Annotated in this window: 22 protein-coding genes; 18 read left to right on the top strand and 4 right to left on the bottom strand. The window is 54.9% G+C overall.

Translation table 11 applies throughout. From position 1 onward, the window contains the following. The first annotated feature begins 6 nt into the window (after positions 1-6). The 14 genes from OLTU_RS20745 (at position 7) to OLTU_RS20680 (ending at position 16,197) form a co-directional block, all read left to right on the top strand. Positions 7-1,248, top strand: a complete 1,242-nt coding sequence (locus OLTU_RS20745) for a hypothetical protein (protein ID WP_141734661.1) — start codon at positions 7-9, stop codon at positions 1,246-1,248. A gap of 18 nt (positions 1,249-1,266) precedes the next feature. Next, positions 1,267-1,671 (top strand): hypothetical protein, encoded by a 405-nt coding sequence (locus OLTU_RS20740; protein ID WP_141734660.1) that lies wholly within the window; start codon positions 1,267-1,269, stop codon positions 1,669-1,671. Then, a complete protein-coding gene (locus tag OLTU_RS20735; RefSeq protein ID WP_141734659.1) occupies positions 1,668-2,114 on the top strand; it encodes a DUF2141 domain-containing protein in 447 nt (148 codons plus the stop codon). Before OLTU_RS20740 ends, OLTU_RS20735 begins: the two co-directional genes overlap by 4 nt. 401 nt (positions 2,115-2,515) lie before the next feature. Beyond that, a complete protein-coding gene (locus OLTU_RS20730; protein WP_218110166.1) occupies positions 2,516-3,706 on the top strand; it encodes a hypothetical protein in 1,191 nt (396 codons plus the stop codon). Between the two features lie 8 nt (positions 3,707-3,714). After that, positions 3,715-5,211 (top strand): hypothetical protein, encoded by a 1,497-nt coding sequence (locus OLTU_RS20725; RefSeq protein WP_141734657.1) that lies wholly within the window; start codon positions 3,715-3,717, stop codon positions 5,209-5,211. Continuing rightward, the gene (locus OLTU_RS20720; RefSeq protein WP_141734656.1) at positions 5,201-5,851 is read left to right on the top strand and encodes a hypothetical protein; all 651 of its coding nucleotides are present in this window, start codon (positions 5,201-5,203) and stop codon (positions 5,849-5,851) included. Before OLTU_RS20725 ends, OLTU_RS20720 begins: the two co-directional genes overlap by 11 nt. A gap of 14 nt (positions 5,852-5,865) precedes the next feature. After that, positions 5,866-7,365 (top strand): hypothetical protein, encoded by a 1,500-nt coding sequence (locus tag OLTU_RS20715; RefSeq protein ID WP_141734655.1) that lies wholly within the window; start codon positions 5,866-5,868, stop codon positions 7,363-7,365. Between the two features lie 276 nt (positions 7,366-7,641). Beyond that, the gene (locus OLTU_RS20710) at positions 7,642-8,442 is read left to right on the top strand and encodes a hypothetical protein (RefSeq protein WP_141734654.1); all 801 of its coding nucleotides are present in this window, start codon (positions 7,642-7,644) and stop codon (positions 8,440-8,442) included. 20 nt (positions 8,443-8,462) lie between these two features. Further along, positions 8,463-9,341 (top strand): dihydrofolate reductase family protein, encoded by an 879-nt coding sequence (locus OLTU_RS20705; RefSeq protein ID WP_141734653.1) that lies wholly within the window; start codon positions 8,463-8,465, stop codon positions 9,339-9,341. An 11-nt stretch (positions 9,342-9,352) separates the two neighbouring features. Continuing rightward, on the top strand, positions 9,353-10,207 hold the full coding sequence (locus OLTU_RS20700) for a hypothetical protein (protein ID WP_141734652.1): 855 nt from the start codon (positions 9,353-9,355) through the stop codon (positions 10,205-10,207). 10 nt (positions 10,208-10,217) lie between these two features. After that, on the top strand, positions 10,218-11,084 hold the full coding sequence (locus OLTU_RS20695) for a hypothetical protein (RefSeq protein ID WP_141734651.1): 867 nt from the start codon (positions 10,218-10,220) through the stop codon (positions 11,082-11,084). Positions 11,085-11,237: 153 nt separating this feature from the next. Next, complete coding sequence (locus OLTU_RS20690; protein WP_141734650.1) at positions 11,238-12,473, top strand: hypothetical protein; 1,236 nt, start codon at positions 11,238-11,240, stop codon at positions 12,471-12,473. Between the two features lie 23 nt (positions 12,474-12,496). Then, on the top strand, positions 12,497-15,379 hold the full coding sequence (locus OLTU_RS20685; protein ID WP_176736814.1) for a zinc-dependent metalloprotease: 2,883 nt from the start codon (positions 12,497-12,499) through the stop codon (positions 15,377-15,379). Between the two features lie 29 nt (positions 15,380-15,408). Continuing rightward, positions 15,409-16,197, top strand: coding sequence for a hypothetical protein (locus tag OLTU_RS20680; RefSeq protein WP_141734648.1), 789 nt, complete (start codon positions 15,409-15,411; stop codon positions 16,195-16,197). On the opposite strand, the gene OLTU_RS20675 is transcribed toward OLTU_RS20680, so the two are convergent. Continuing rightward, positions 16,159-16,875 carry an RluA family pseudouridine synthase gene (locus tag OLTU_RS20675; RefSeq protein ID WP_141734647.1) on the bottom strand — a complete coding sequence of 239 codons (717 nt, stop codon included), beginning with the start codon at positions 16,873-16,875 and terminating at the stop codon, positions 16,159-16,161. The genes OLTU_RS20680 and OLTU_RS20675 overlap by 39 nt on opposite strands. Positions 16,876-16,930: 55 nt before the next feature. Between OLTU_RS20675 and OLTU_RS20670 the strand changes: the two genes are divergently transcribed. From OLTU_RS20670 to OLTU_RS20655, 4 genes are all read left to right on the top strand, one after another. Next, positions 16,931-17,899 carry an ABC transporter ATP-binding protein gene (locus OLTU_RS20670; RefSeq protein ID WP_141734646.1) on the top strand — a complete coding sequence of 323 codons (969 nt, stop codon included), beginning with the start codon at positions 16,931-16,933 and terminating at the stop codon, positions 17,897-17,899. A gap of 10 nt (positions 17,900-17,909) precedes the next feature. Continuing rightward, the gene (locus tag OLTU_RS20665; protein WP_141734645.1) at positions 17,910-18,824 is read left to right on the top strand and encodes an ABC transporter ATP-binding protein; all 915 of its coding nucleotides are present in this window, start codon (positions 17,910-17,912) and stop codon (positions 18,822-18,824) included. A gap of 247 nt (positions 18,825-19,071) precedes the next feature. Then, entirely contained in the window at positions 19,072-19,797 is a 726-nt protein-coding gene (locus OLTU_RS20660) for a hypothetical protein (RefSeq protein WP_218110165.1), read from the top strand. Between the two features lie 212 nt (positions 19,798-20,009). After that, positions 20,010-20,474, top strand: coding sequence for a c-type cytochrome (locus OLTU_RS20655; protein ID WP_141734643.1), 465 nt, complete (start codon positions 20,010-20,012; stop codon positions 20,472-20,474). 59 nt (positions 20,475-20,533) lie between these two features. Here the strand turns inward: OLTU_RS20655 and OLTU_RS20650 are convergent, their stop codons facing one another. Genes OLTU_RS20650 through OLTU_RS20640 form a run of 3 tightly spaced genes read right to left on the bottom strand, consistent with a single transcriptional unit; the run spans position 20,534 to position 24,503 of the window. Then, entirely contained in the window at positions 20,534-22,660 is a 2,127-nt protein-coding gene (locus tag OLTU_RS20650; protein WP_141734642.1) for a tetratricopeptide repeat protein, read from the bottom strand. An 11-nt stretch (positions 22,661-22,671) separates the two neighbouring features. Next, positions 22,672-23,070, bottom strand: a complete 399-nt coding sequence (locus OLTU_RS20645; RefSeq protein WP_176736813.1) for a PilZ domain-containing protein — start codon at positions 23,068-23,070, stop codon at positions 22,672-22,674. 53 nt (positions 23,071-23,123) lie between these two features. Beyond that, on the bottom strand, positions 23,124-24,503 hold the full coding sequence (locus OLTU_RS20640; protein ID WP_141734640.1) for a hypothetical protein: 1,380 nt from the start codon (positions 24,501-24,503) through the stop codon (positions 23,124-23,126). Positions 24,504-24,687: the final 184 nt, after the last annotated feature.

Genomic DNA, 24,687 nt, shown 5'->3' with positions numbered 1-24,687 from the left:
GGTGTCATGAACCGTCTCATTGCGGGAGGGGTCCTGGGGCTTCTGCTCAGTGCACCAGCCCTCGCGATCCCCGGCATCCACGAGCGCCAGGGGCGTGATGCCGGACTCGAATATGCTCATGACCTGGCCGATGGCAGCACCCAGCATGGTCAGCTTTTCTATCAGGAGAAGCATGTCTGGAGCCCGTCGCGTGAAGCCATGGCCCCGCGCGTGCATCTGCAGTATCGTCTGTTCGTGGATGGAGCTGAGGCCGCGACTTATGAAGAGCCTGGTTTTCGGAATGTGGAAAAGCTGATCGCGTTTGTGGAAAAACCTTGGGGTGATTTCAAACTCAACGTCGGCTTGCAGGAAATCAGCTGGGGTGAAAATCTCCTGCTGCCCATCCTCGATGTGGTGAACCCACGCGACGTGGGTTACCTGCGCGGGTTTTACGATCCCGGGGCCAAGCAATCGAGTCCCATGATCCTGGGGGAATGGCGCTCCGGAGCTTTCGATGCGCAGCTGATCCTGGTGCCCTTGGCCGTGAAAAGCCGACAGCCCGAAAAAATCGGGGATTTCGGGATCGCTGATGAGCGTCGCTACAGGATGGGCCGTGACAGCGAGTATGGTGGACGGGTCGGGATGTTTCTCGACGGCATTGACAGCAAGGTCTACTTTTTTCGCCACCATCCGCGCGAACCGGCCTACCGCTTCCAGGCCTTCTCCGGTGAGGAGGATGTCATCATCGATGAGGAAATGGTGGACACGAGCGGTCTGAGCCTGTCGTATGCAGCGGCGAGCTGGCTTCTGCGAGCGGATCTGGCCTGGCATCGGAACTTCCCGGCCACCAGTGTGGCCTCGGAAGTGGAACGCACGGGTCTCGGGCAAAGCATCGTGGGCCTGATCTACACGACCGACGATGGTCTGCAGACGCTGGGTGTGGAGCTGCATAATGATCTTTGGGAGACTCTGCCGGAAGCCTATTCGAAAGGCGCCTGGACGGAAACGGAACGCGATCAAACCCTTCTGAGCTGGCTGGCGTTCACGGCAAACCTGAGTTTTTTTCAGACGCTGGTGGAACCCCAGGTGTTTTATCTGCAAGGACTCGATAACAGTGATCGCATGGTGCGCCTGATCCTTTCGAGTCATGTGAATGATAGCATCAGTATCGGGTCCGAGTATCAGAAGACGGAAGCGGCGACGACCAGCCCCAAGCTTCTTCTGAATAACAAGGAAACCCTGGCCGTGCGCTGCACGTTTTCCTGGTAACCGAGGGAGGAAGGTCACATGAATGAGAGTTTGGTTCAAAGGGTGGATTTGGAGAAGGCGGAGCACCTGACCCTGATCGTGGGTCTGTCGTGCCGGAACCTGCGAGGGTTTATCTTTATGTGGGTGAACATCTTCAGCTTCATCTGGTCGACGAAAAAAGCCGCGGGCTGCACGGAAATTCTGCCCGGAGTCATCGGTCCTTTTTCGATACTGCTCGTCAGCTACTGGGAAACGCCGCGGGATATGGTGCGCTTTGTGAAATCACCGGCCCATCTGCGTTGGATGGAATTTATCTATAAGCATCCGCGTAGCCTGAGCCTGTTTAACGAGACCTATGGCCGGCCCCAAAGGGCCAATCACATCAACCGCCCTCGCGGTTATGCCGCCAGTTTAATCAACAGCCAACAAGGGAGGCAAAAATGAAAGCGTATGTGATGGGAATGTTTCTGCTCCTCGCTCTGAAGCCAGCACCCGTGGTATCCCAGGGTGTTCAGCTCGCCACGCTGCATGTGGTGGTGGAGGGCATCAAGAGCTCCAAGGGACAGGTGAAGATTGGGCTGGAAAAAACCGCCGAGGATTTTGACAAGGGTCCCCTACATGAAGCCCGCTATCGGGGAGAAACGGTGGTGAGCAAGGAGGGGCGGATCGAGGTTCACTTTCGCGATGTTCCCTTTGGGACCTACGCGGTGAAAAGTTTCCATGATGCCGATGGCAATGGCGAGTTGAACACCAACTTCATGGGAATTCCGGCCGAGGATTACGGATTTTCGAATAATGCGCGTGGAACGATGGGACCGGCCTCATTCAAAGATGCCCGCTTTGAAATTGATGCTCCTGAGAAGACCATCACCATACGTTTGAAATGATCGCCTTGCGCTTGCGCGCGACACTTGTGTGCTGGGTCTCCGGGGATAAGTCCTCGGGGACCTTTTTCCATTCGAGCGTTTTTCCCTTCAATTTTACCGCCCAATTTCTGGCAAGCCTTCGTATTCATTTTTAAAACAGAAAATCCGGGATTTCGACTGCCGATCCTCATGCATTCGGTCTGCATTCTTACCTTTAAAATCACAATGAAAACAGATAATTGAGACGAAAAATCACAGCCGATCTTTGGTCGGAATATTGCAAGATCTCAGGGAACGATGAAACGGGGGTTATCATGCAAAGCTGGGCACACAAGGCTCGTTGGACTTTATTGTTGGCACTGGGTGTCAGCGTCAGTTGGATGAGTTGTACGCGAAAGAAAGATCAGGGCACCAAAACTGAGGTGTCAGAATCCAAATCAGCCATCGATATCGAAGCCCTGAATCGGCTGGGTGAGTATCCTGATCCGCAAACCCAGGAAGAGGTTGCGGGTGTCACAACCGGTCGCACGGTGGACCTTGGCGAGGACACCGAGGATCTGAATATCGTTCTGCCACAGTGCGGGATTCCGGATTTCGCCGATTCCAATGCCAAAACGTTTTCGACGACCATGAGCGAGACCTATACGCGCGTGATCAACGCAGGTTTTGCGACGGCCAACGTCGATATCACCTCGCACCTGGACCTGCACGGCACGCTGCGGGAAACGACCCTGGATGTTCACATCACTCATGCCAATTCCAATGGCACTTCGATTTACGGAGAGCTGACGGATGTGGAGCCGATCAATCAAAGGGCCTTGGAGCTGACGAAACTCTTCAAGGGCGCGGTGACCAACTATACCGTCGCGGATAATTCGAACTTTGCCAAGGATTGGAAGGGCATTGTTTGCACCATCCGGGCATCCGATCACCTCGTGAACACACGTGATGGCTTCACCTCCACGGTCGATTTCTATCCACCGGTGGCGCCAGCCATTTCCCCTATCGCTGATGCTGTGCGTTATACGAAGGAGCTGGGAGACTTCCGGTTCTTTAAAAACATCAAGGCCACCGTGACCGCGACCGACAATCCGATCCTGACGGTTGGCAAGGAATACATGGGCAGCATCCTGGTCGAGAAAATTCCAGCCGAGCGCATGACACATTTAGGACTATTTAAAGGGGATGTGGCCTTTCGTGTGACCAATCGCTTTGGTTCCGAGGCTGAAACTCTGGCCCTCGGTTTCCACCTTTGGACGGAATACTATATCGACAACGGCCAGCGGGCTTATTCCGCCATCATCGCCAACGTCGGTGATGAGGAACTTCGTTACTTTGCAGGTGTTTATAAGGGTCCTGCGGGTGTGCCGGCCAACACGATCACCTATACCAAGGATATCAAGCCGCTGATCGCCGAGCATTGCGCCAGCTGCCATCGCCCGAACAATTTTCCAAGGGTTGATCTGAGCACCTATGCGCAGGTGAAGGCCGCTTCCGAAGAGAAGGGCCTGATCGGTCGCGTGCTGGGCGGCTCGATGCCTCCATCCGGGGCTCTGGCCAATGAACCCAAGAAAATCTTTTCAGCCTGGTCGCAGGCTGGATTGCCGGAATGAGGTGGACCATGCGCCAGCTCATTCTTATTGTGCTGATGCTGATCAGCACCAACGCTCTCGGCAGGCCTCAAGCGGCTGACCTGTTCTGCCAGGCCTTTCCGAATAGCCCGTCCTGTACGGGTTCGGTGATCAGCTGCACCTTCTGTCACAAGGGCCAGCCACCCGCTTTGAATTCCTTCGGTGGCTGCTTCAAGGCTGGTGTCAGTCAAACCGTTCAGGAATTTCCGACCACTGTGGAGGATCTGCAGACGGCGATCGCAGCGGTTGGCCAGGAGGACTGTGATCTTGATGGTTTTGCCAACCTCCTTGAAATCGAGGCCGGTCATCTGCCGGGTGATGAGCATAACCGTCCCACGACCAATGGCTGTCAAAACACCTCCACCCAGTTGGTGAACAATCAATGGAGTGTTTGCCAGCGGGATCCGGGTTATGTCTATAAAAAGATCTGGCTCGACGTCTGCGGTGAAAACCCGGACTATGATGACTACAAAAGCTTTTTGGCCCTTTCGCGCGAACAGCAGGACAAGGCTCTGGATGAGCAGCTGGATGATTGCATGGAGAGCCGTCACTGGCGTGGCAAGGATGGTGTCGTCTGGCAGATCGGACACTATAAAATCCGCCCGGTGGGTTCGGTCAAATCCGGTGAAGATGCCGGTGTGGTGCCTATCGTCGACTACTATTCAGACTTTCATCTCTTCGTTTATTCCCAGATTGATGGTCATGATGCACGCGATCAGCTGCTGGCCAACTACACGGTAACCCGAACGGAAACAGGGTCCACGGTCACCTACACCAAGGTCACGCCGCAGCGTTTGATCGACGGCCAGGTGATGCAGCCTGACAAACGCGTCGGGCTTCTGACCTCCTTTTGGAACCTGAGTTTTTACCTGAACTATACGGGGATCGCCCGGGTTCTGGTCGCCCAGGCTTTCAATGCCTATCTGGGCGTGAGTCTGGTGAACATGCAGGGGCTGACGACACCTGATCCTGCCCTGAGTCAGTTCAAGGACTATGATTCCAAAGGGGTCACGCGTCCGGAATGCGCGCAGTGTCATGCCGCGATCGATCCCCTGACCTATCCCTTCCGCAATTACAATGGTCTGACGGGGACCACCGCCGTGCTGCAGGGACAGAATGCAACAGCGCTGCAGAACATTGAAAACCTGGGTGATGAACGCAATCTTACGCCGCTGTCCTATGCTCTGCCACGCATGGAGTATTTGGATCAGCAGTTTCCTGGCATCAAGGCCATGCCGGAAGCCGGTTATATCTTCGGCAAGAGGGTGGAAAACCTGCGCGAATGGGCCCAGGTGATGGTGGAAAGCGATCTCTTTGCAGCCAATACGGTGCGCGATTACTGGCGGGTGCTGGTGGGTCATGAGCCGCGGACCGAGGAAAACGCCGAGTTCGAAAAGCTCTGGCGCGATTTCAAAACCGTGCACAACTATAACGTCAAAGCCATGCTGCACGACCTTATTAAAACGGAGGCCTACAGTGTTCCCTAAAACACCAACACTGCTCCTCTTGATCATGCTCGCCAGCCTTGGCTGTCAAAAATCCAAGGAACTGAGCGGTGGTCCCACGCTGGCTCTCAGGGAGCAGGCCCTGCCTTTGGCGGCTTCCCCGAAGGCCCAGGTCAAGCGCATGCGGGCCGATCTGTTGCGTAATAACCTGGCCAAGGTCCTGGTGCTGGATCCTCAGGGCATGTGCCTTGAACTCGGAAGAATGCCCTGCGCGGATCTCGTGCACAAGGTGAGTCTGGGCAGTATGGATGCCTATGGCAATGCCCAGTATCGGCATCCCGAACAGATCAGCGTCACCTCCGCGATGTCGCTCGATCGTCTGGTTTTATCCGCCTGTATGCAAAGGGCGCAGCTGGACCTTGTGAATCCGGCCCGCGCGGTCATCTTCAAGGATGTGGAACTGAGCGCCGACGGGCGCCTTGTGAAATCCGATGCCGTCGTCACCGCGATTCATACCCTTTATCAAAGGGCTTTTTTGCGGGATGCCAGCGCTACGGAAGTTGAAAATCTTCTGCAATTTTATGAAGCCGTTTATGCCCAGCAGGCCGTAGGCGCCGCACGCAATTGGATGACTTTGAGCTGCTACGCGGTTCTAAGCAGCGTGGAAGCAGCCTTTTATTAAGAGGAGGGACGCACATGAAAAACCGAATCGACCGCCGCAAGGTGCTTCAGCTTATGATGGGTTCGCCCCTTCTGACGAGCTGCCTGAAAGCTCAGAATGCCCACCTATCCGGGGTATCGCAGGACGCCCATGCGGGCCCGCGCAAATTCCTTTTTGTGTTCACCGCGATGGGCGGCGCGTCCATCAATGACAGTTTTCTGGCTCGCCGTGAATCCGAAGTGAAGGATGCCGCGACGCTGAATGTCTTCCCGGACTTGCTCGTTAAATCGGTCGAAGGCACCGATCTGCGCGCGGTGGATATCGCCACCGATGCCATTGGAGCCCTGCCTTTTCCGGTGAAGGCTGTGCAGTCGCGCTTTTTAAACAAGTACAAGGACGATATCATGGTCGCCACCTGCACCGGCACCGCGGTGGCCCATCCCCTTGCCCAGGCCCGCAGCGTCACCGGCTTTGATGCCTGGAATGGTCGCACGCTGCAGGAAGCTGTCGCGGCTCACTATGGAAAGGGTCTGCTCCTTCCCAACATCAACATGGCGACCGTGGGTTACGCCGAAAACGGTCGGGATCACACTCTGCCATCCTTTGCCAGAGCGGAACCGGTGCCTGATCCGGCTTATTTTCCCTTCTCTCTGCATGGGTACAAGGGTATCCAGGGTGCACCCGATGATGTGCTGATGGCCATGGCTCGGCAGCTGCGCGATCAGAAACTGGAGCCGCAGTCCGCCTTTTATCAAACCTTTGGCGCCAGTCCCCTGATTCAGGATTGGCTGAAATTCCGGGCCAAACAGAGCCGATTTGAAGAGTCTGATGCCATCAATAAACTCAATCCTTTCGAAGACAGTAAGGATCTGCCTTTCAAAAACTTTGGTCTGGACCCCAATCGCGATGGCGAAATTCTGCGTGAAGTCTTCCCCGATGTGGGACCGGATTCCCTGCATAATCAGGCGCTGCTCGCTTACCTGAGCGTCACCCAGGGTCTGACCTGCACGGCCACCTTCGGACTGGGAATGAATGTGAGCATTGACGGCAAGGATGAAGATAATCTTTTGCTGACCAATACGCCCACAGCCTTTGACTATTCGCATAACGCCCATCGGTCGACCCAGGCTGTGTTGTGGCATCGCATTCTGGATACTCTGGATCGCCTCATTACGCTTCTGAAAGTAACGGAATATCAGAATGGCGAAAGCTACTGGGATCATTCGATGATTTACATCGCCACGGATTTTGGTCGGGATAAGACCCGGCGCGAAAATCTGCGCGAGTTCCCCACGGGCCACGATGTGAACAATGGCGTCACCATCATTTCGCCCATGGTCAACGGCGGTCGGGTTCTGGGTGGGGTGGACAACAAGACTCTCAAGACCTATGGCTTCGATCCGGAAACCGGCGAACCGGAACCGGGTCGTGAAATGACCGAACGCGAAATCTATGCCGGGATCCTGCATGCTCTGGGGGTCGATACCAGTGGCAGCGGTTTGCCTTCCATGCGAGCCATGCGTCGTAAAGCTTGACGCGCCTTCCTCGTGGCGGCACGGTTCTGGCAAACAGAACTGTGACGCTGTTTTTTTTCGTTTGCTCCCTCGGATATTCCAGCTGAAAAATGCGAAACGCTTTTCTTCCTCTTTTTTACATGTCAAAGCCAAAATCCACCTTAAAAAACAGTAATTTACGCCAAATCCTTGAATTCGATTGACCAGAACCGTGCAGGTCAAATGACGGAAACAAAGGGGTTTGAATGCGGCATGGGAGTTGCTCTATGGAGTTATAACTATTCTGTTGGGGGCACTATGAGAACGTGTTGGGTTCGAATACTCCTGGTCTCTTTAGCGGTTCTGGCGCAAGGTCAGACCGTGGAGCCCGGGCCTGTCTACAGCGTCCTGGCGCCAAAGAATGAACTGGCACTCACGCCGGAGAATCTTTGTCTTGGCTTCAAAAATGTATTCGCCATCACGAAGCAGAGCTTTCAGGAGGAAGTGAATCTTCTCTGCCCGAACATGGCTCCCTCGCCTCTGCTCCTGAGTCTGATTGCGGCGCCCTATCAGGGTGTGGGTGATCCCGTTCTGACCACCATTGCCAATGTCGAGAACGCAGATAACACCACGCTGCTGACCGTCGCCTATGCGATTCGGGTTCCGAAATCGCCCGCGCAAACCCTCATCGGTGAAGAGAAGCATGTCCCTGTTCCTTACTCGTTGGAACCTTTGACCGTGACCACCCGCTTTATGGATCCGGCTCCCAATGAGGGTGATGCGGATACCGTATTTACGGTGGAGCAAAGAACGGTTGTGGACGCCGGTGAGGAGTTCGATGATCTGTCCGTGCATGATTTGAAGCTTTACCGCATGCATCCCAATAATTTCGATTTCCTGGCGGCGGTGCGGACCCTCAGAACCCCCAGCGATCAGTTCAAGAAAGCTGTGGTGGTCCGTGGCGTGATGAAGGATCCGAATGATCCCAACAGTTCCATCAGTGTCAGCGTGCTGAACTTTCTGATGAACAGTCGCGATGAAGCGGACAACGTTGCCGAAGTCTTTTCGCAATTCATCGTGGACGATACCCGCGTCCTTTACACGGAACTCATCAAATAATCGCCCGAAGGAGTCATGTCATGTCACGCAAGGCTAACAAACTTGTTTTCGTTTCGGGCTTCGCCCTGATGGTGTCCTGTACGGCCGCGCCGAAGGCCTTTGATTCGAGTAATGCCGCAGGGACCAATGCTCCGGTTGTGGAAGCCCCCACCCGCACGGTGGACGCTGCTCCCGCAGTCGATAACCGCGGGCCGGAACAGCTTCTTTGTGAAGAGGGGCCCAAGGTCACGGCTGCGGCGAAAAAAGCCGATTTTTCCGAGCAGTTCAAATTGATCTGTGACGGCTCCAAGACGACAGCGCTTTTCAAGGAGACCATGGCCAAGGCTTTTGCCGGGACAGGCGAGCCCGCGGTCAATCTTCTCAAGTCGAAAACCAATCCGAATTTCGACACGGAGATGACCATGATCTACGCGATCAAAGCCCCTTTGAAAAGCCCATCCGAGTTCGCGGATCTGAAGCCGCATGATATTCTGGCCGCTGGTATCAAGGAAAGCGGTTCGGAAATTTTTGTCACGGTGGAATCCCGCAAACCTTTCCCAGGCAAAGGCAGTCTGGAGCAGGTGGTGCTGAACTATGATTTGCGTCTGGCCAACAAAGCCAGTCTGTTTGATAAGCGCCGCATGGAATTCAATTCCTATCTGCTCAATGAAACCAACCGCGATATCGTGGTGTCCACCGAGCATCTTCTGGATGTGGATAAAAATGAGTTCTATCACAAGGCTCAGGGTCTGACGATCGGTATCAAGGGAGAGGACGGCCAGTCCTATTTCGTCTTCATCACGGATATCATCATTAAGAATCGGATCGATACAGATCGTATGAAGGCCACATTAAGTAATTTGAACATCGGGACGGCCCGAATGTTGGGAGAGTTTTTGGTCAGTAAGGCATCCAACTAAGGAGAAGGATCATGCAAGCACACAAGTCGATGGTTTCTGTCCTGTTTCTGGCTCTGGGTACAACCTACTGCGGTGGTGGCGGTGGAGGAGGTGGTGGTGCGGAAGGCTCCGAGCCAGCTGCTGTCACCGGCGACGGGAACGCCACCGGGACTGCAACCGCAGGGATTGATTATCCCAAGCTTTACTGTGACAGTGTGAATGGCCTGAAGCTCCGCACCGACGTGAAAGAGGAAATTTCCTTTTTCTGTCTGAACGGAAAGCCAAGCAAGGAGTTTTTGGACTTCCGCACGGAAGCTCTCAACCAGGCACCCGGTGCCTACAAGCTCAAGCTTTTGCAGGCGGAGCACGATCCCGAAGGTGATCGCTCCGAGTTCCTGATCGCCTGGAGTTTCCGCGTGCCCATCCGGCCTTTTGATGTCAAAAGCCGGCCGATCTATAACTATATCGCCAAGGACTATGCATCGGCGGAGGTCGATTTGAAATCGGCCGCAACCCCGCGCACGGATCCTCTGGATTCCGCGCTGCATCAGTGGTCAGTGGATATTAACTATGACCTGGCCATCAAGGGAACTCAGAACCTGACGCTCGAAAGTCAGCGGACCACCCAATATAACCTTTATCAGGTTCAGGATGGCAACGAGGAACTTGGTTTTGGTGTGGAACACCTGACCGCCAGTGGCAACAACAGCTACACACGCTCGGTGATGTTGAATGTTTCGTTCAACGATGGCAAAGGTGGGTCTGTGATCGTGACAGTTCTGCACTTTGTGTTGAGCAATCAGGGCTTCCCTGCGACCGCCACGAGCGCGATCCAGGAAATCGCCCAGCATGCCGCCGATGGCATGTATAACGGCCTCAAGCAATAAGGGGCGAGCCATGACGTACGCCCAGGTTTTCATCACGGCAGCTCTGATCCTGACGGCCTGCAGTAAAAAAGCGGAAGGCCCACGTTTCTTTGCTTCCGAGCCGGTGCAGACCTGGGAGGACGTCCCGGATCTCTCGCAGGAAGACACAGCCCTGCGCGCAGACCTGAAAGAGGACTTCTGCGCGCAGGCTGAAAGGCTGGCTCTGACGACTGATTTTTATGTGGATCTGACTCTGCTTTGTGATGATGGAAAGCCCCATGAGATGCTGGACCGGATCGACCGTTATGCGGGCCATGTCGGGGACGCTCCACGGTCGATCAAGCTTGACCTGGAGCATGAAGCCGATGGCTTCACCCGGGTCACATATCTCACGGCCTTTCGTGTCCCATTGGATCCTCAAGCGGTCCGCAAGGCCAGCCTCCCCACTTTTATGGTGGCGGCCAGCCGCTTTCCCTACGTTCATCTGGAAGGCACAGTGCTGGCTGATCCAAAGTCCCAGGATGATCCCGATACGGGACCATGGCATTTATCCTACCGCGCCCAGGTTGAAACCTCCGCTCGCATTTCCTTTTCACTGGAGCGCAGGACGGAGCTGAGAAGCTATCCCTTGGAAGACGGCAATCCGGACATCAACCTCAGCGCCGAGCACCTGATCGGCGCGAGCCATCCCGATTTCAAATTTTATAACACCACGACCATGACCATGGGTCATGAGGAAGGAGGCAGCACACTGATCACCATCACGCGTCTCTCCGTTCGACATAATGGTTTTCCTGAGTTGGCTGAGCAGATCTTTAGTGACCTCGCCAGCGCTCAGGCGATGCAGATCCAGGATGGACTGCTGAGTGAAATGGCTGCCGGTCGCAAGCATCCATAACTCTTTCCCCCGGTAAGTAACACGAAAGATTGGCTTTTGCAGGGAAGCAGAAGCACAATCATTTTCGCTGGATAATCTCAATCTTCTTCTAAATTTATAAATTTACTCAAGAAAATCTTTATTTCAGCCGATAGGGTGCGAAACGGAGGGTTTATGCTTTTCCCGAAACTGCCCATCGCGGTCATGTGCCTCGTGGTCGTGAGTACCTGTTCGAAAAAGGCCAAGAACCAGACGCAAGGCGAATACGTCGCCGCGGTTCTCAGCGCGGATGCTGTGCCGGTGAAGCCTCTGCTGCCGACGAAGCCTGACGGTGGAATTGTGGAAGGGAAGCTCCAAACCCTGGACCCTGAAGAAGCGGAACGCCGCCGTAACAAAAACATCGTGGAACCGATTGTATTTGGGACGAGCGTGGCTGGCATTACGATGAATACATCCTATAGCGAAGCCATGAATACGCTGGTGTATTACGGCAGCAATCAGGGCATCGATTTCTTCCAGGAACATATCGTGGTCGCCTGGAGCGCCGGTACGGATCCGGTGCCTTTCCAGATCGGAATTCAGGAAGGTTATGGCGGCAAGCTGAAACTTCCGGAACCCTATGGTGAAGTGACCGTTGGCGAGCCGATGGTCAACCGGATTGGAACCTTGATGGATTTGCGTGCCTTCATGCTGTCCCTGGGCGCGGCCTTCGAAAACAAGGATCCCAATACCTATGACTGTGAAAAATCCCTCACCTGTCAGCTGAATGAGGATGATTCGTTTTATATGCTCGACTACAGGCGCGGCGGGATCTATCTGTCGAAGACCGCAAATCTGCCGATCGGTTTCATCTACTTCTCGCAGCCTCAGCAATTTTTCGCGCCACTTGTTGACCCCATTCTGCATAACCAATCCATTGGAGGTCTGACCTTCCAAAGCCGACGGGCCACGGTTGAAACGCGGCTCGGTCCATCCCTCGGCTTTCAAGACGAAGCTGGTCTGCGCTTCTTTTACTATGATAAGGCCAACTTCGCGGTTGCCTGGGATTCAGACACCTCGCCCCAGGCCACGCCCAGGGCCTTTAAAGCCCTTGGCGCGTATGCCGGCCCGCAGGCCTTTGGCGGAACGATCGGGACTCGCAAGCTGGGTGATTCCTTTGCCAGTTACGCAACGGTGGATGAAACCGGGAAAGCCCTGCTCCTCCTCATGGATCGCACTTTGAATAACCGTCCGGCCGAGCCGGCCTATGATTGCAGTATCGTCAACGGAGAAGTGCAGCCCACCTGTGAAGCCGTGATCGATACGACGGTGACGCCGAATCGCCTTTTGCTCGTGATTGATAACTCAGTTTACGGTTTTACCCATGATGCTACACGCACCTGGTTAAGCGTCGGAATGCGGAAGCCTTGAAAAATATGCGGAGGATACGGGACATGCGAGTTTCAGCCCTAATTCTTGGCCTTGTCATTCCGATGACTTTGGTTTCCACCGGCTGCGCCCGGAAAAGACCGGTCGAACGGAAGGTGGACACGGAAGGCAACCGCTGGGCCAAAGCCGACTTTGAGACCGGCAAGCCCTGGCTGGGCAAGGTCACAGTCGTCAATAACGGTTCGAATAGCGCCTTTGGATTCGTCGGTCTGCAGTCCGAAGTCACGCTGGGTTACTTTAAGTTCACCAAGGATCACCTGCAGTATCTGAATCTCACGGATCCTTACAAAGGTCCCAACGTCACCGATCGCGTGCTTAATCAGTGGACCATCGAACACAGTGACTACACGCAAAAAGTAAGCGGCGGTCGTGTCAGCAACGTCGAAACTGAAAACGACCTCATTCCTTTTGATCAAAAGCGCTTCTTCAAGGTCAATTGGGAAAGTGCCGTGATTGCCGAATCGGCCAGCTTCCCCTTTCAAATCGACGAGACCTGCTGGACCAGGCGCAGCTCGCGCCTCGTCGACGACTCTCAGGAAATCGAGGCGGGCGCCATCAACTTCGTGGTGGCCGTGGATTACCAGGTGAACCCTCTCTGTATCACCTACCCGCAGTATTTCCGTTCGGACTTCACGCATACGATGCACTATAAGTATTCGTTCATGCAGGAGAAGGAAAGTTCGTACAAGCCCTATGTTTATACGGGCGAAGACGATCCTCTGATGAAAAAATACGGCTACTTCCAAACCATCGTCCAGGGCATCGATGACCTGGGCCGCCCCAAGAATACTTTCCTGATGAACCGCTGGGATGACAGCAAGGTTCAGACGATCTATTTCACGGAAAGTTTCCCGGATAAGTATAAGTGGATCTATAACGATCCCAAGATCGGTATCATCCAGCGGACCAACGCGGTCTTTGAAAAGAACGGTTTGAAGCTCCGTTTTGAAATCAAGGAACCCGACGGCAAGCAGAAGTTCGGGGATATCCGCTACAGCTTCGTCCATTTCGTCGAGGAAGCCGACTTCCAGGCTCCTTTCGGTTATGGCCCGAGCAGCGCGCATCCTTTGACGGGTGAAATCATCTCGTCGACGAGTGTGGTCTGGATCAGTGATATGAAGTATTACATCCAGCGCCTCAAGGACTATGAAGCCAATGAACCGGTCCGGGCCGATATTTCGCCGATCTATCGCGAGATGAAAAAATCGCTGGGTCAGGAAGCGCAGAACTGGAGTTCCACCTCCTCGTTCCTGGCGGACACCCGTTACGCCACGCTCTATCGCTTCCTGCTTCCTGAGTTTACCTATGGCAACCCCGGCAGTCCTTTCGCAGCTCATGACACGCCGATGGAAATCCTCGGTGCCAGCAAGAACCTTGAAAAGCTGCAGAACTTCCGCTTGCAGAATTACCCCGATCTGGAAGCGATCGTCAGCAGGACCGAAAAGGCCGTCGCGGACAAGTTGAAGGAGCATGAGCTGCGGATGTCCGGTCCCCGGGCGCAGGCCTTCTCGACCATCTGGAACATGAATGAAGACATGTTTGTCGGTCTTGGTCCCGTGCTCAAAGCCGTGGATACGGAAAAGGCCATCAACGACATCCTTTATCGTGTGGCCATTCATGAATTCGGTCATAACCTGAATCTTCGCCATAATTTCTATGGAACCGTGGATGCCGGAATTGAACGCGCCACAGCCACTGACCCGAAGTTGCTGGTGACGTCTTCCGTGATGGATTATCTGAATTTGAAGGACGAGCTGGGCCTCGCCTATGACTGGGAGGCCTATGACAAGGCCGCCATGGTTTATGCGTATTCCAACGGAGCGAAGGACTTGCCTAAAGCGGCGGGAGCCTTCCCCTATCTTTACTGTACCGATGACCATGTTTTCCAGAACCCGCTTTGCAACCAGTTCGACATTGGCACTTCGCCTTCGGAAATTCTGGTCAGCATGATCAACAACTACGATGAAGCTTATCATATGCGGAACTTCCGCTATGGTCGCGCCTACTGGAACACGGGTTCCTATTATGGTTCCGTGTTCATGACCATGTTTGATATCAAGCGCTTTGTGAACCTCTATCAGCTGACCTTTACGTTGCCTCAGGTGACCGCGAGCCTGGCTGGTATTGAAGGCCTGAACCCGGTACTGCCCGATGCCTTCACCAATGCCATCCAGCTGGATCTGAGGCAATCGGTGAAACTTTCGGCCGCTTTCTACAATGCTGTTATCAAGCAAGGTGATATCGACCGCAGTTTCCGCGATCAGTATGATACGTTCTCGGGTTCTCTCACCCGTCTCGGGATCGGTGCGGACAAGATCTATGCGGCCCGTTTCTTCATGGGCAACGATGCCTTCCCGCTCGATCCCAACAACGCCGGCGTCCCGGTTTCGTTTGTGCCGCTGCGTGATGACCTTTTGATCGGCGGATTCATTGAGACCATGCTATCCGATTCCTTTATCAACTCCGGTCAGCATTACCTCGGCTTCAGTGATATGAGCCGGGCGTATTTTGCGATCAACGCCGCGAGTTACTTCGACTTTACAGGGAATCGCGGAGCGATCGAACTGACCCGCGTCTCCTGCTTCAAGCGGGCGACCTTTGCTGCGGCCTTCAACGTGGATCTCACCACGCATCCTCTGGGTGCGGCACCGAGTACCGATGTGCGGCTGGCGCTGCTGACGCCGACGTACAACGCCAGTGCCGATGCCTATTTTGTGGATGAGCCGCAGGTGGTGGTCATGCGGTATAACGGGGACTTCTATGTCGCCGGATTGATCAAGAATCCTTATTCATCGGGTATGTACTTTACGCAGGATTTGAACGGCGTTTTGAACAGCTATCGCAATTATGCACTGCTCACGGAAGGCAGGTTACCCGAGTGTCGCTGAGCCATGGGAAATATCGGGGACCTTTGGCCATGATATTACTTACCATAACCAATTCCGAGGTCTGGGCCTGGGACACCTCCGTGTCCGCTGACCTGTCCGTTCCCTTCGTGCAGGGGGATCCCGTGATGTCGTTTGCGGGAACGGGCACCTATAAGTTCACCGAGAAATACTCGCTCTCGCTGTCGCAAGGCGTGGAAAAGAACCTTTTCGTGGACAGTGAAGTGCGGGAGTTTGAACTCGCCGATAGCGTGATCTCTTTCAATGTCTATCCGCGGACCCTGATCCCCAAGATTGGTTGGACCGTGCGTCTGCTCGCAACGCTGCCGGTTTCTCATAACTCGCAGGTCAATGAAGTTTTCAGTAAACCGGAAGCCCGCTGGACGGCGGCCTATCCCGTAATTGAGACGTTCAATCTCGCTTTGAGCGCCTTCATCCGCTATACGTGGAGCCGCTATGATACGACCAAGCCGCAGGATCTGAGCGGCGGCCTGCCGTTGCCTGAATTCAGCGGCGGTTTCGGGCATAGCGGAAACTGGACATTCCTGCCGGAGTGGACGCTGTCCTATGGCGCCAGCTATTCGGAAATCAAATACCACACGGTCACCTATGAAGGCCCGGGTGATCCGCCGATCTTCGATCAACCGGATCAGGCCTATTCCCTCTCGGTATCCGTGAACTGGACGGTCACGCCGCTGGACTCCGTGAGTATGGTCTATAGTTATGGTGGCATCCTTCTGCAGCCAGGGCTCGATGATTACGTGCTCTTCGATGAAGAGGAATCACGATGGGCCATCGGCTATGTCCGGAGCTTCGAGTAGAAATTCCTGAGGCCAATACCAGGGCAGGGGCGCTTGAATCCGCAAGGGTTCCTGCGTCATGGGATGCTCGAATTGCAAGCGGGCCGCATGCAGGGCGAGGGGATTGAAGCGGTGATCCAGAGCTTCGGTTCCCGGCACCATGCGCTGCGCTCCGTATTCCTTGTCACCCACGATGGGCCAACCGCGACGGCTGAGCTGCATGCGAATCTGATGACGCCGCCCGGTGCCGAGTTTTATCGCCAGCAGCGTGAGCCCATCTTCACTCTTGAGCTTCACATAGGTTAAAACGCAGGCCTGCGGTCCTTTGGAAGGACGATCCGTCGAGGGTGGTGCTTCCAGAATATCCTCCAGCACAGCAGACTCAGCATCGGGTTCACCTTCAATAAGGGTCAGGTATATCTTATCCAGACTCCGATGCTGAAACTGCTCGCCCAAACGTCCCGCGACTTTGGAGTTGCGGGCGAAGAGAGCCACACCGGAAACGGGCCGATCCAGGCGATGCACAACACCGACATAGGGCTGCACCTCCGCCTTGATCTGATCGACCAGAGGCATGGGCAGGCCCTTCGTATAACCGTGAAACAGAAGGCCAGCCGGCTTATTCACGGCCAGCAGCGCCTTGTCCTGATACAGTATTTCCAGGACCGGCTGAAGGCCCAGGGTCAAAAACCGGTTCATACCAAATCCCTCCGCGAATCAGCTATAATGGAGCGAGCCCGGGAGGTCAAGCGGCATGCCTGAAGTTCCCCTTTTGGAACTGGAAAATCTGCATATCATCCGCAGGCGTCCGCGTGGTGCGGAGGAGACGCTCGTGCCGAATCTTTCGCTGCGCCTTGAGCGTGGCCAGAGCCTGGGGCTCGTTGGAGAATCGGGCAGTGGCAAAAGTCTGACGGCTTTGGCGGCCATGAATCTTTTGCCGGAACCGGAGCTGAGAATTCAAAGCGGTGCCGTGCGTTTTCAAGGTCAGGATCTTCGCACGCTGTCCCCGCGCGCCATGAATGAGCTGCGGGGATCACGCATGGCGATTATCGTTCAGGATGCGCTGGCGGCCTTGAATCCCGTGCGACGGGTGCGCGTGCAGATGGAGGAAGTGTTTCGCTTCCATCAACGTCCTGAGGGCCGCAAGGAAAAAGACGCGCGCATTCAGCTTTGTTTGCAGCGCGCAGGGCTGCCCGACACGGCCACGATATTGCGCGCCTATCCTCATGAATTATCAGGTGGCATGCGGCAGCGTCTGCTTCTTGCCATGGCGCTGCTCCTGGAACCTGATCTTCTTATTGCCGATGAACCCACCACAGCCCTGGATGTCACGCTGCAGGCCAGGTGGGTGCGCGAGGTGCAGGCTCTGCAAAGGGAACAACGGCTGGGTCTCCTGTTCATTTCCCATGATCTGGCGCTGGTGGCTGAGCTGTGTGAACGCATCGCGGTCATTTATAAGGGACAGTTGATTGAACTCGCAGCGACCCCGCAGCTGATGGAAAATCCAAAGCATCCCTACACGAAGGCCATGCTCGCGGCGCTGCCACGGATGGGTTATACGCCTCAGCTCCTGGCGCCGAGGCAGCAGGAAAAGCCTGGAAAACAAGGCTGTCCGTATGCCGCTCATTGCCCGGACGTCCTGCCGATTTGTTCCGAAACACAGGCCGCTCTGTCCGGTTCCGCGGAGCATGCCGTGGCCTGTCATGCCGTAAAAAAAGATTGAGGGAGATACCATGCTGCTTTTGGAAGCCCAGGGTCTCTCGAAAACATTCGCCGCGCATGCCGCTGTTCGCCAGCTTTCCCTGCAGCTTCATGCCGGTGAAGTGCTCGGCATCGTGGGCGAATCGGGCTGTGGAAAATCCACGCTCGCCCGTCTTCTGACCGGACTTTTGACAGCGGATTCCGGCCAGATCCTCTATGCCGGGAAAAAACCGGAAACCATGTCGCGTCTCGAACGTGCCCGCTGGATTCAAATGATGTTTCAGGATCCTTCGGCGGCGCTTCATCCGCGGCTGCGAGTGGGAAACGCCCTCGCTGAGGTGTTGCGAACGGTCCTCGGCCTGGGCCGGGATGCTGCCGCAGAGGAACTGAAGACCTGGCTGCCACGCCTCGACCTTCCCGCGGAGATACTGGAGCGCTTTCCGCATCAGCTCTCTGGCGGCCAGAAGCAAAGGATCTGCCTGTTGCGGGCCCTCCTTTTGCGACCCAGGGTCCTGGTCTGCGATGAGCCCCTCACGGCTCTGGACCGCATGACCCAGGCGCGAGTGCTGCAGCTTTTGCAGAGTCTGCAAACCGAGCTTGGTTTTGCCCTCATCTTTATCTCCCACGATATCACCACGGTGCGCGCGCTCGCCCATCGGGTGGGGGTGATGTATGCGGGGCAATGGATGGAGTATGGACCCGCGCGTGCGGTCCTGGAAAGCCCCCGGCATCCCTATACGCACTACCTGCTCCAATCCTTACCCAAACTTTACCGCGATCCGCTTTTGAAGCCGATTCCCGATTTCCAGGAGGCCACGCTGCGGGAACCAACAAGCGGCTGCCCGCTGGTGCTGCGTTGTCCTCTGGCCGTGACTTTATGCCAGCAGCCAGTCCCACTTACGGATTGCGAACACGCCGTGGCCTGTGTCCAGGAAGGTGTTTTTTAATTCGTCGACAGTGTCGCAGTTTTGGGCGTCTTACGATGGGTAAAATCACATCTAAATTATTGTTTTTATTGAATGTATTCATGTGCAGTTTTTTGGAATAAACGATGCATGAAACCCAGGGCACTCTTTTATGCGACCGTGCCACACAGCGAGGGATCTTTCCATGAACAAGGCCACACTCCTTGGGGCTTTCTTGTCATTTCACATAATACTACAGGGCTGTATGGGAGAACCTCCCAAAGCACCTTTGTCGTCCGCATCCTTGGATGCGGGTGGAAAAGCATTTCTGGCTGAAGATCCCGCCTTATCCGTTAACAAAAATCAGTGCACGCCAGGCAAGATGATCCTGGCCTCGGCGAAAGGCGCCCACTTTACCTGGGGAGCCAACAAAGGCACGACCACCAATACAACTGCGGAAATTCCCGTGATCGGCACAACCGATCTTGCCGGCTGCATCTTTCCCAAGCGGGATAGCAGCGGGCAAACCTTGAACGGCGCCACCGCAAAAATCGACTTCCGTCCTTTGACCACGGAATCCTTCAGTGAAGTGCGGGATAACCGCATCATCCAGTATATTTTTGGTCACGATATTCCTTCCGATCCGGAAGGTCCTGCCTCGAATACGGCCGCGACGGGCATCCTCAGCTTCAACCTGGAATCGGTGAGCGGTGATAACCTCACGGTGCCAGTTGCTGTCGGTGACAGCATCGCGATCAAGGTGAAAGGCACGCTGCATATCGCAGGCCTCAAAGTGCCCCTGGAAGTGCCGGTGGCTCTGACCAAAACTGACAACGGTTATAACGCAATGAACAATGCTCCGTTCAGCGTTAATGTTCGCGGCGGCACCCAATCCTTGAACACGCTGGGCTTGGACCAGCGCGTGACGGAAATTCTCGCACTGGTTGTCAACGGCACATTGCAGGATGTCATCGATCTCAACTTCAATGTGGATTTCGTCAACCTCTGTTCCTAAGCGTTACCCGCAGGTTTTTATCCCCAGCCGGCGAAGGCCTGCCTTTTCAGAAAGGCACGGCCTGCGCATCTGCACGCTTGTCAGTCGATCGCCTCAGTGTTAAAACCCCAAGGGCAACCACAAGAGGTGGATGGCCCGAACCCGTGGCTCAACCTGGATTCTTCAGGTCGTACCGACGGTTTCGTGTTAAGTCGTTTTCGCTGGGAGACTTCATGAGAAACGCGATTCTTGCCCCTGTCACTCTAGCCGTATCCTGTCTGCTGGCTACCGGCTGCGACTGGAACTCCAAAGAGGATTACAGTCCGAAACAAGGCTACAATCATTTTATAAAACAGCAGCAGGAAGCCGCCGCAGTCTCGACGCAGGCTGGTGCAGGTGGTGGTGCTGCGGCTCCAGCGGCTGTCCCGGGCAAGGCGACTTATGATTTGTACTGTGTCGCCTGTCACGGTACCGACGGCAAGGCCGACAGTCCTGCGGCTCTGGCCATGAATCCCAAGCCACGGAATTTCACCGATAAGGCCTGGCAAGCCAAGGTTGACGATGCTCATATTGCCAAGGTAATCAAGGAAGGCGGCGCATCCGTCGGCCTGAGTCCCACCATGGCTCCCTGGGGCGCCGTCATCAATGACGAGGAACTCAAGAACGTCGTCGCTTATGTGCGTCATTTCGGTCAGTAATGTCCGCAGAGGATGGCTGTGCGGTTTCGCTTAGGAGTGAATCTGCACGGCTGGCTGTCTTAGGATGCTTCCTTTTCCGTTTCCTCATCCGCGTCCAGCGCTGCTTTGCCGTTCGGATCGTAGCGGTAGAGGCCCCGCAATGCCACCGACAGATGCCGGTGAGCCACGAGATCATCCATCAGACCCAATAATTTGTAGGACTCGCGATCCTCTTCGGATCCTGTCGCCACTTTGGAAAATTTGAGTTTGCGGCCGGCCGCCTTGGATTCCTCGATGCGCTTGGAAAGGCTCACCGCGCGCCGATGCACCCGGCTTTCATAGCTTGTGGATTTCTGCAGATTTTCGAGACCCGGGTCGATCTCATCGTTTCGCAAAAAGGCCAGCGCGAGGTTGTAGTACACGACCCCGAGGAAATCCTGTTCCTTGGGCGGCAGCGATTTGATCGCGGAAAGATAAAGCTCGATTCCTTTTTGAAAGTTGCCGCTCTGGATGAAGGAAACAGCCTGGTTGTTCATGCGGGTGATGATTTCGGTCAGGTTATCCATATGCGCGAGGAACTGGGCGGCCTGATCGGTCTTGCCGGTCAGCAGCGAGAGCTTGGCGCCGGCCTGGATGACCTGAGCGTTGCCGGCATCGATTTTTTCGGCCTCCTCAATCGCGGCCGAGGCCTGCGTGACATTACCGACGTCGTAGTTCATCTCCATCAGGGCCATGAGGATGGCAATATTATAGGGCGAACGTTCGCGGGCTTTTTCCAGCATCTGGATGGCAATGCTTTTGTCACCCAGGCGGAAGAGACATTTGGCGAGGAGCACGGTCTTATCCAGGTTGGGCTTGACCTCGTCCTTGTCCTTTTCCGTGGTGCTGAGCTTGATGCCTTTGATCAGATAGTTGCGCGCCTTCGTGTAGTTGTGATGATGGTAGTTGAAGACCGCCTCGATATAGTACTTGCGGCTCGGCGGAATATTGCTGTCGGCATGATAGACCTTGCGCAGGTAGTAGGCATCCGCGCGGTCGCCGGTCTGCAAACAATTCACGATCTGCTGCTCGATCGGTTTGCGTTCCGTCGGGACTTTGGCCTGCTGGATGGCAAACGCGATCGACATCACCGCATGCTCTTCGCGCAAAGGCTTCTGCATCAGCTGGATCGCATGCACATCGTTGAGCAGCTGCGCCTCCTGAGGCCGCAGCTTATTGATCATGACGATCACAGGCAGCTTCAGAAAACCATGCCCACGCACCCTTTGCAGGTACTGCGCGGAACTGAGATCACCCTTGCGGGAACTCCACTCGGTGATCATAAGGCTCGGCTCTTCCTGAGTCTTAAGAGCCTCCCACGCGTCCTGGAAGGTCGGGTACTCGCGCACGGTGGGTACTCCGATGCGTTTCAACGCCTGCCGGAGGATCTGCACTTCCCGTTCATCCCGCTCAATAATCACGGCTGTGCGTATATCGAAGCGCTCCGCCACGGAACCCTGTTTTTCGAGGAGGGCCTTGGGAAATTTTTTCAGAAGGTCATCGATCGCCTGATCCAGGGATTCGACGGCCATCTGCTGGGCCTGCTGCACGAGCAGACGGCCCCGGTTGTATTCACCGGCCAGGAAATGGGCTTCGGCCAGGGACAGAAGATTCTCTGACTTCAAAGGGAAGTTATTGCAGAGAGCCTTTTCCATGGTGATCAGCTCACCCCAGATCATGTGCTTTTTCAAATAGCGTCGGAAATATTCCGCAGCGACGAAGGCTTCGTGAAGACTTCGCTCGTGCGCATCCTTCAGGATGTTGAAGAATTCCTCCAGATCGGCCTGAATGGTCCTTTGATCTTCCATCCGGGAAAGGTCAAACCAGGAGAGAAGGCCATCGGCAAAGGCTTCCGGCAGCTGGGGCAGCTGTTTTTCCGTCAGAAGGTAACTGATACGGATCTTGTCATGCATATGATCATCATAGAGACCATGCAGGTACATCGGCATCTTGATCGACTGCTCTTCCAGAAGCGTGCTAAGGACCCAGTCCACCCTGGTTTTGCGCATGCGGTCCGCCAGGTCCCGCACAGACTTGCAGATCATGACATGTTTGAAGCCCAGTTTATGCAAGACTTTGATTATGGCGACGCGTGATTCATGAAAAGGATCGATCAGCGCGACATGCACGGATTTGTTGGCTATCTTGTCGTAAAGCGCGGTTGACAAAGTCCTGTTCCTCAGTCTCCGATCATCACGGAGTCTATGCTGCCGAAAAATGCAATCAGATCGATATTCGACTTTTTGTCATCATGGAGTTCCAGACCACAGCGTCGCATGCTCTCAAAGCCATGCACAGGGTCATCCATCACGGAATGGACGTGTCGCACGACAAAATCCAGACTCGGATGGCTTTGATCCGTGAATTCCACACGAATGACCTGACCTTCCACGGGACTGGGGCTGACCAGCAGGCCGATACCGCGCGTTGAAATATCAATCGTGAGACAGGTCAGTTCCTGCTCGGTTGTGATGTTGATCATGCGGGCCGGGAGTTCCCCGAACAGGCTGTAGCGTATCTCCTGTCGACGTTCCTGACCAGACAAGGCCGTTTTCATGGTTTCCCCTATTTCAGTCACACAGTTCCTCCATCGGTTCCTGTTGGCCTGACATTAAGGGATATTTTGCGAGGTTAAAACAGAAGGATATCACCGGGCTTTTGATTGTTGTCCTCGCCCCGGGCCGCTTCGGGTATGAAAAACTCACAGGAATATTTTTCCTGGTCGGTCACCAGGGTGCGGTTGACGAGACTGAACACCGCGGCCTTCGTCCCACGCCAGTCAGCGCCACCGCGTTTCAGGAAGTCCTGGATGGCCTCGCTTTCATGCAGGCGATGCTCCAGGATCTGCCGCAGAAGATCGAAGCCCTGAAGAAGGATGATGATTTTGCTGAGAGATTGATCCACCGATTCCAGGTGCTGCACGAATTCATTGCGCGTTTCAATCCAGTCGCCATCCGAAAGCGGATCCATGATATCCATAGTCTCACGCACGGCGTTCATGGTTTCCTCGGACACATCCTCGACGCCCAGGACCAGCGCCTTGTATTTCCCAATGCGGCTGAGGTTGCTGATCTGCCTGCCGGTGCTGGCACCGATTTCCTCGATGCTCGCGAGGGTTGGGTAAAGCGTGCCGATCGTATTACTGAATTCACGCAGGAGCTTATAGAGCGCCTCGGCCTGCAGGAAATCCTGACTGCCGGCCAGGAGCTGCATGCGCACCAGCACATCGGAAACCTCGCCGCCGGATTTGTCCAGGATCGTCCCCAGCTGATCACAGGCCTTGCGCACGAAGAGAGCGACTTCGCTCAGGCTATGGGCTCCTTCCGCTTTGAATTCGGGAATCAGAAGGCCCAGCGACGTCTCAATCGCGGTCACGCCGAGTTCGATATCCCTCAGCAGGGATTCCAATGTCGCTTCCTGGCTTTGGATCAGGTCCATGGCCAGCGACAGCGTGATATTGGCAAACGACACATAATCGTACCAAAAGTCAAACTGCTCGGTATTTTGCTGGTACCAGCCGCTCGTCAACGCTGTCTGCTGATAATCCCGGCTGCCGAAGCGGGCGGGGCAGATAAAGCTGTCGCGACCGATCAGCTGCGCGCCATCTTCCAATTGAATGAAGGGTTTGGGATCCGCGTGGGCGATATGATTGAGGACAGCGGAATTCAAAAAGCGGGTCTGATACGCGCCGCCGCCTTCCGCTGAAGCAAGAAGAGTCAGCTCGATTTCGCCTAATACATACTTCTGTCCCACATTGGGCAGGAGCCTTAAATACTGAAAGAGATGATAGGGAATATGGGTCAGCGTGATCTGTCCTGAGAGTTTGCTGAGATAGGCATCCAGGCGCAAGAGGCCGTTCCAGCTTGCGCTAACGACCTGGCTGCAGTCGAAAACATTGCGATCGGATACCATTTCATCCAGAACCTTGAGGTTGGATGTATCCGTGATGATCCCGTGGAGCTGGATCGTCTCGCCTGTTTTGTGTACACGAAATCGTTTCTGTATTCCCAAGAAAAACCCCCACCTCCGAAATGACTTCGCCACGACGTTCGAGTGCTTCACTAAGACTATCGGCGGGGTCTGTTCAAACCTGAATCAGGGCCTGAATATATTCCAACTATCTGAGAATATAGTATTATTAGGGGAAAATTGCACACGAATTTAAGTGGCCTCCCAGACCCTCCGTAGGCCTGGA

The sequence above is a fragment of the Oligoflexus tunisiensis genome (assembly GCF_001748245.1).
Taxonomy (GTDB): Bacteria; Bdellovibrionota_B; Oligoflexia; order Oligoflexales; family Oligoflexaceae; genus Oligoflexus; species Oligoflexus tunisiensis.
This window is presented reverse-complemented; position numbering and strand designations above follow the sequence as displayed.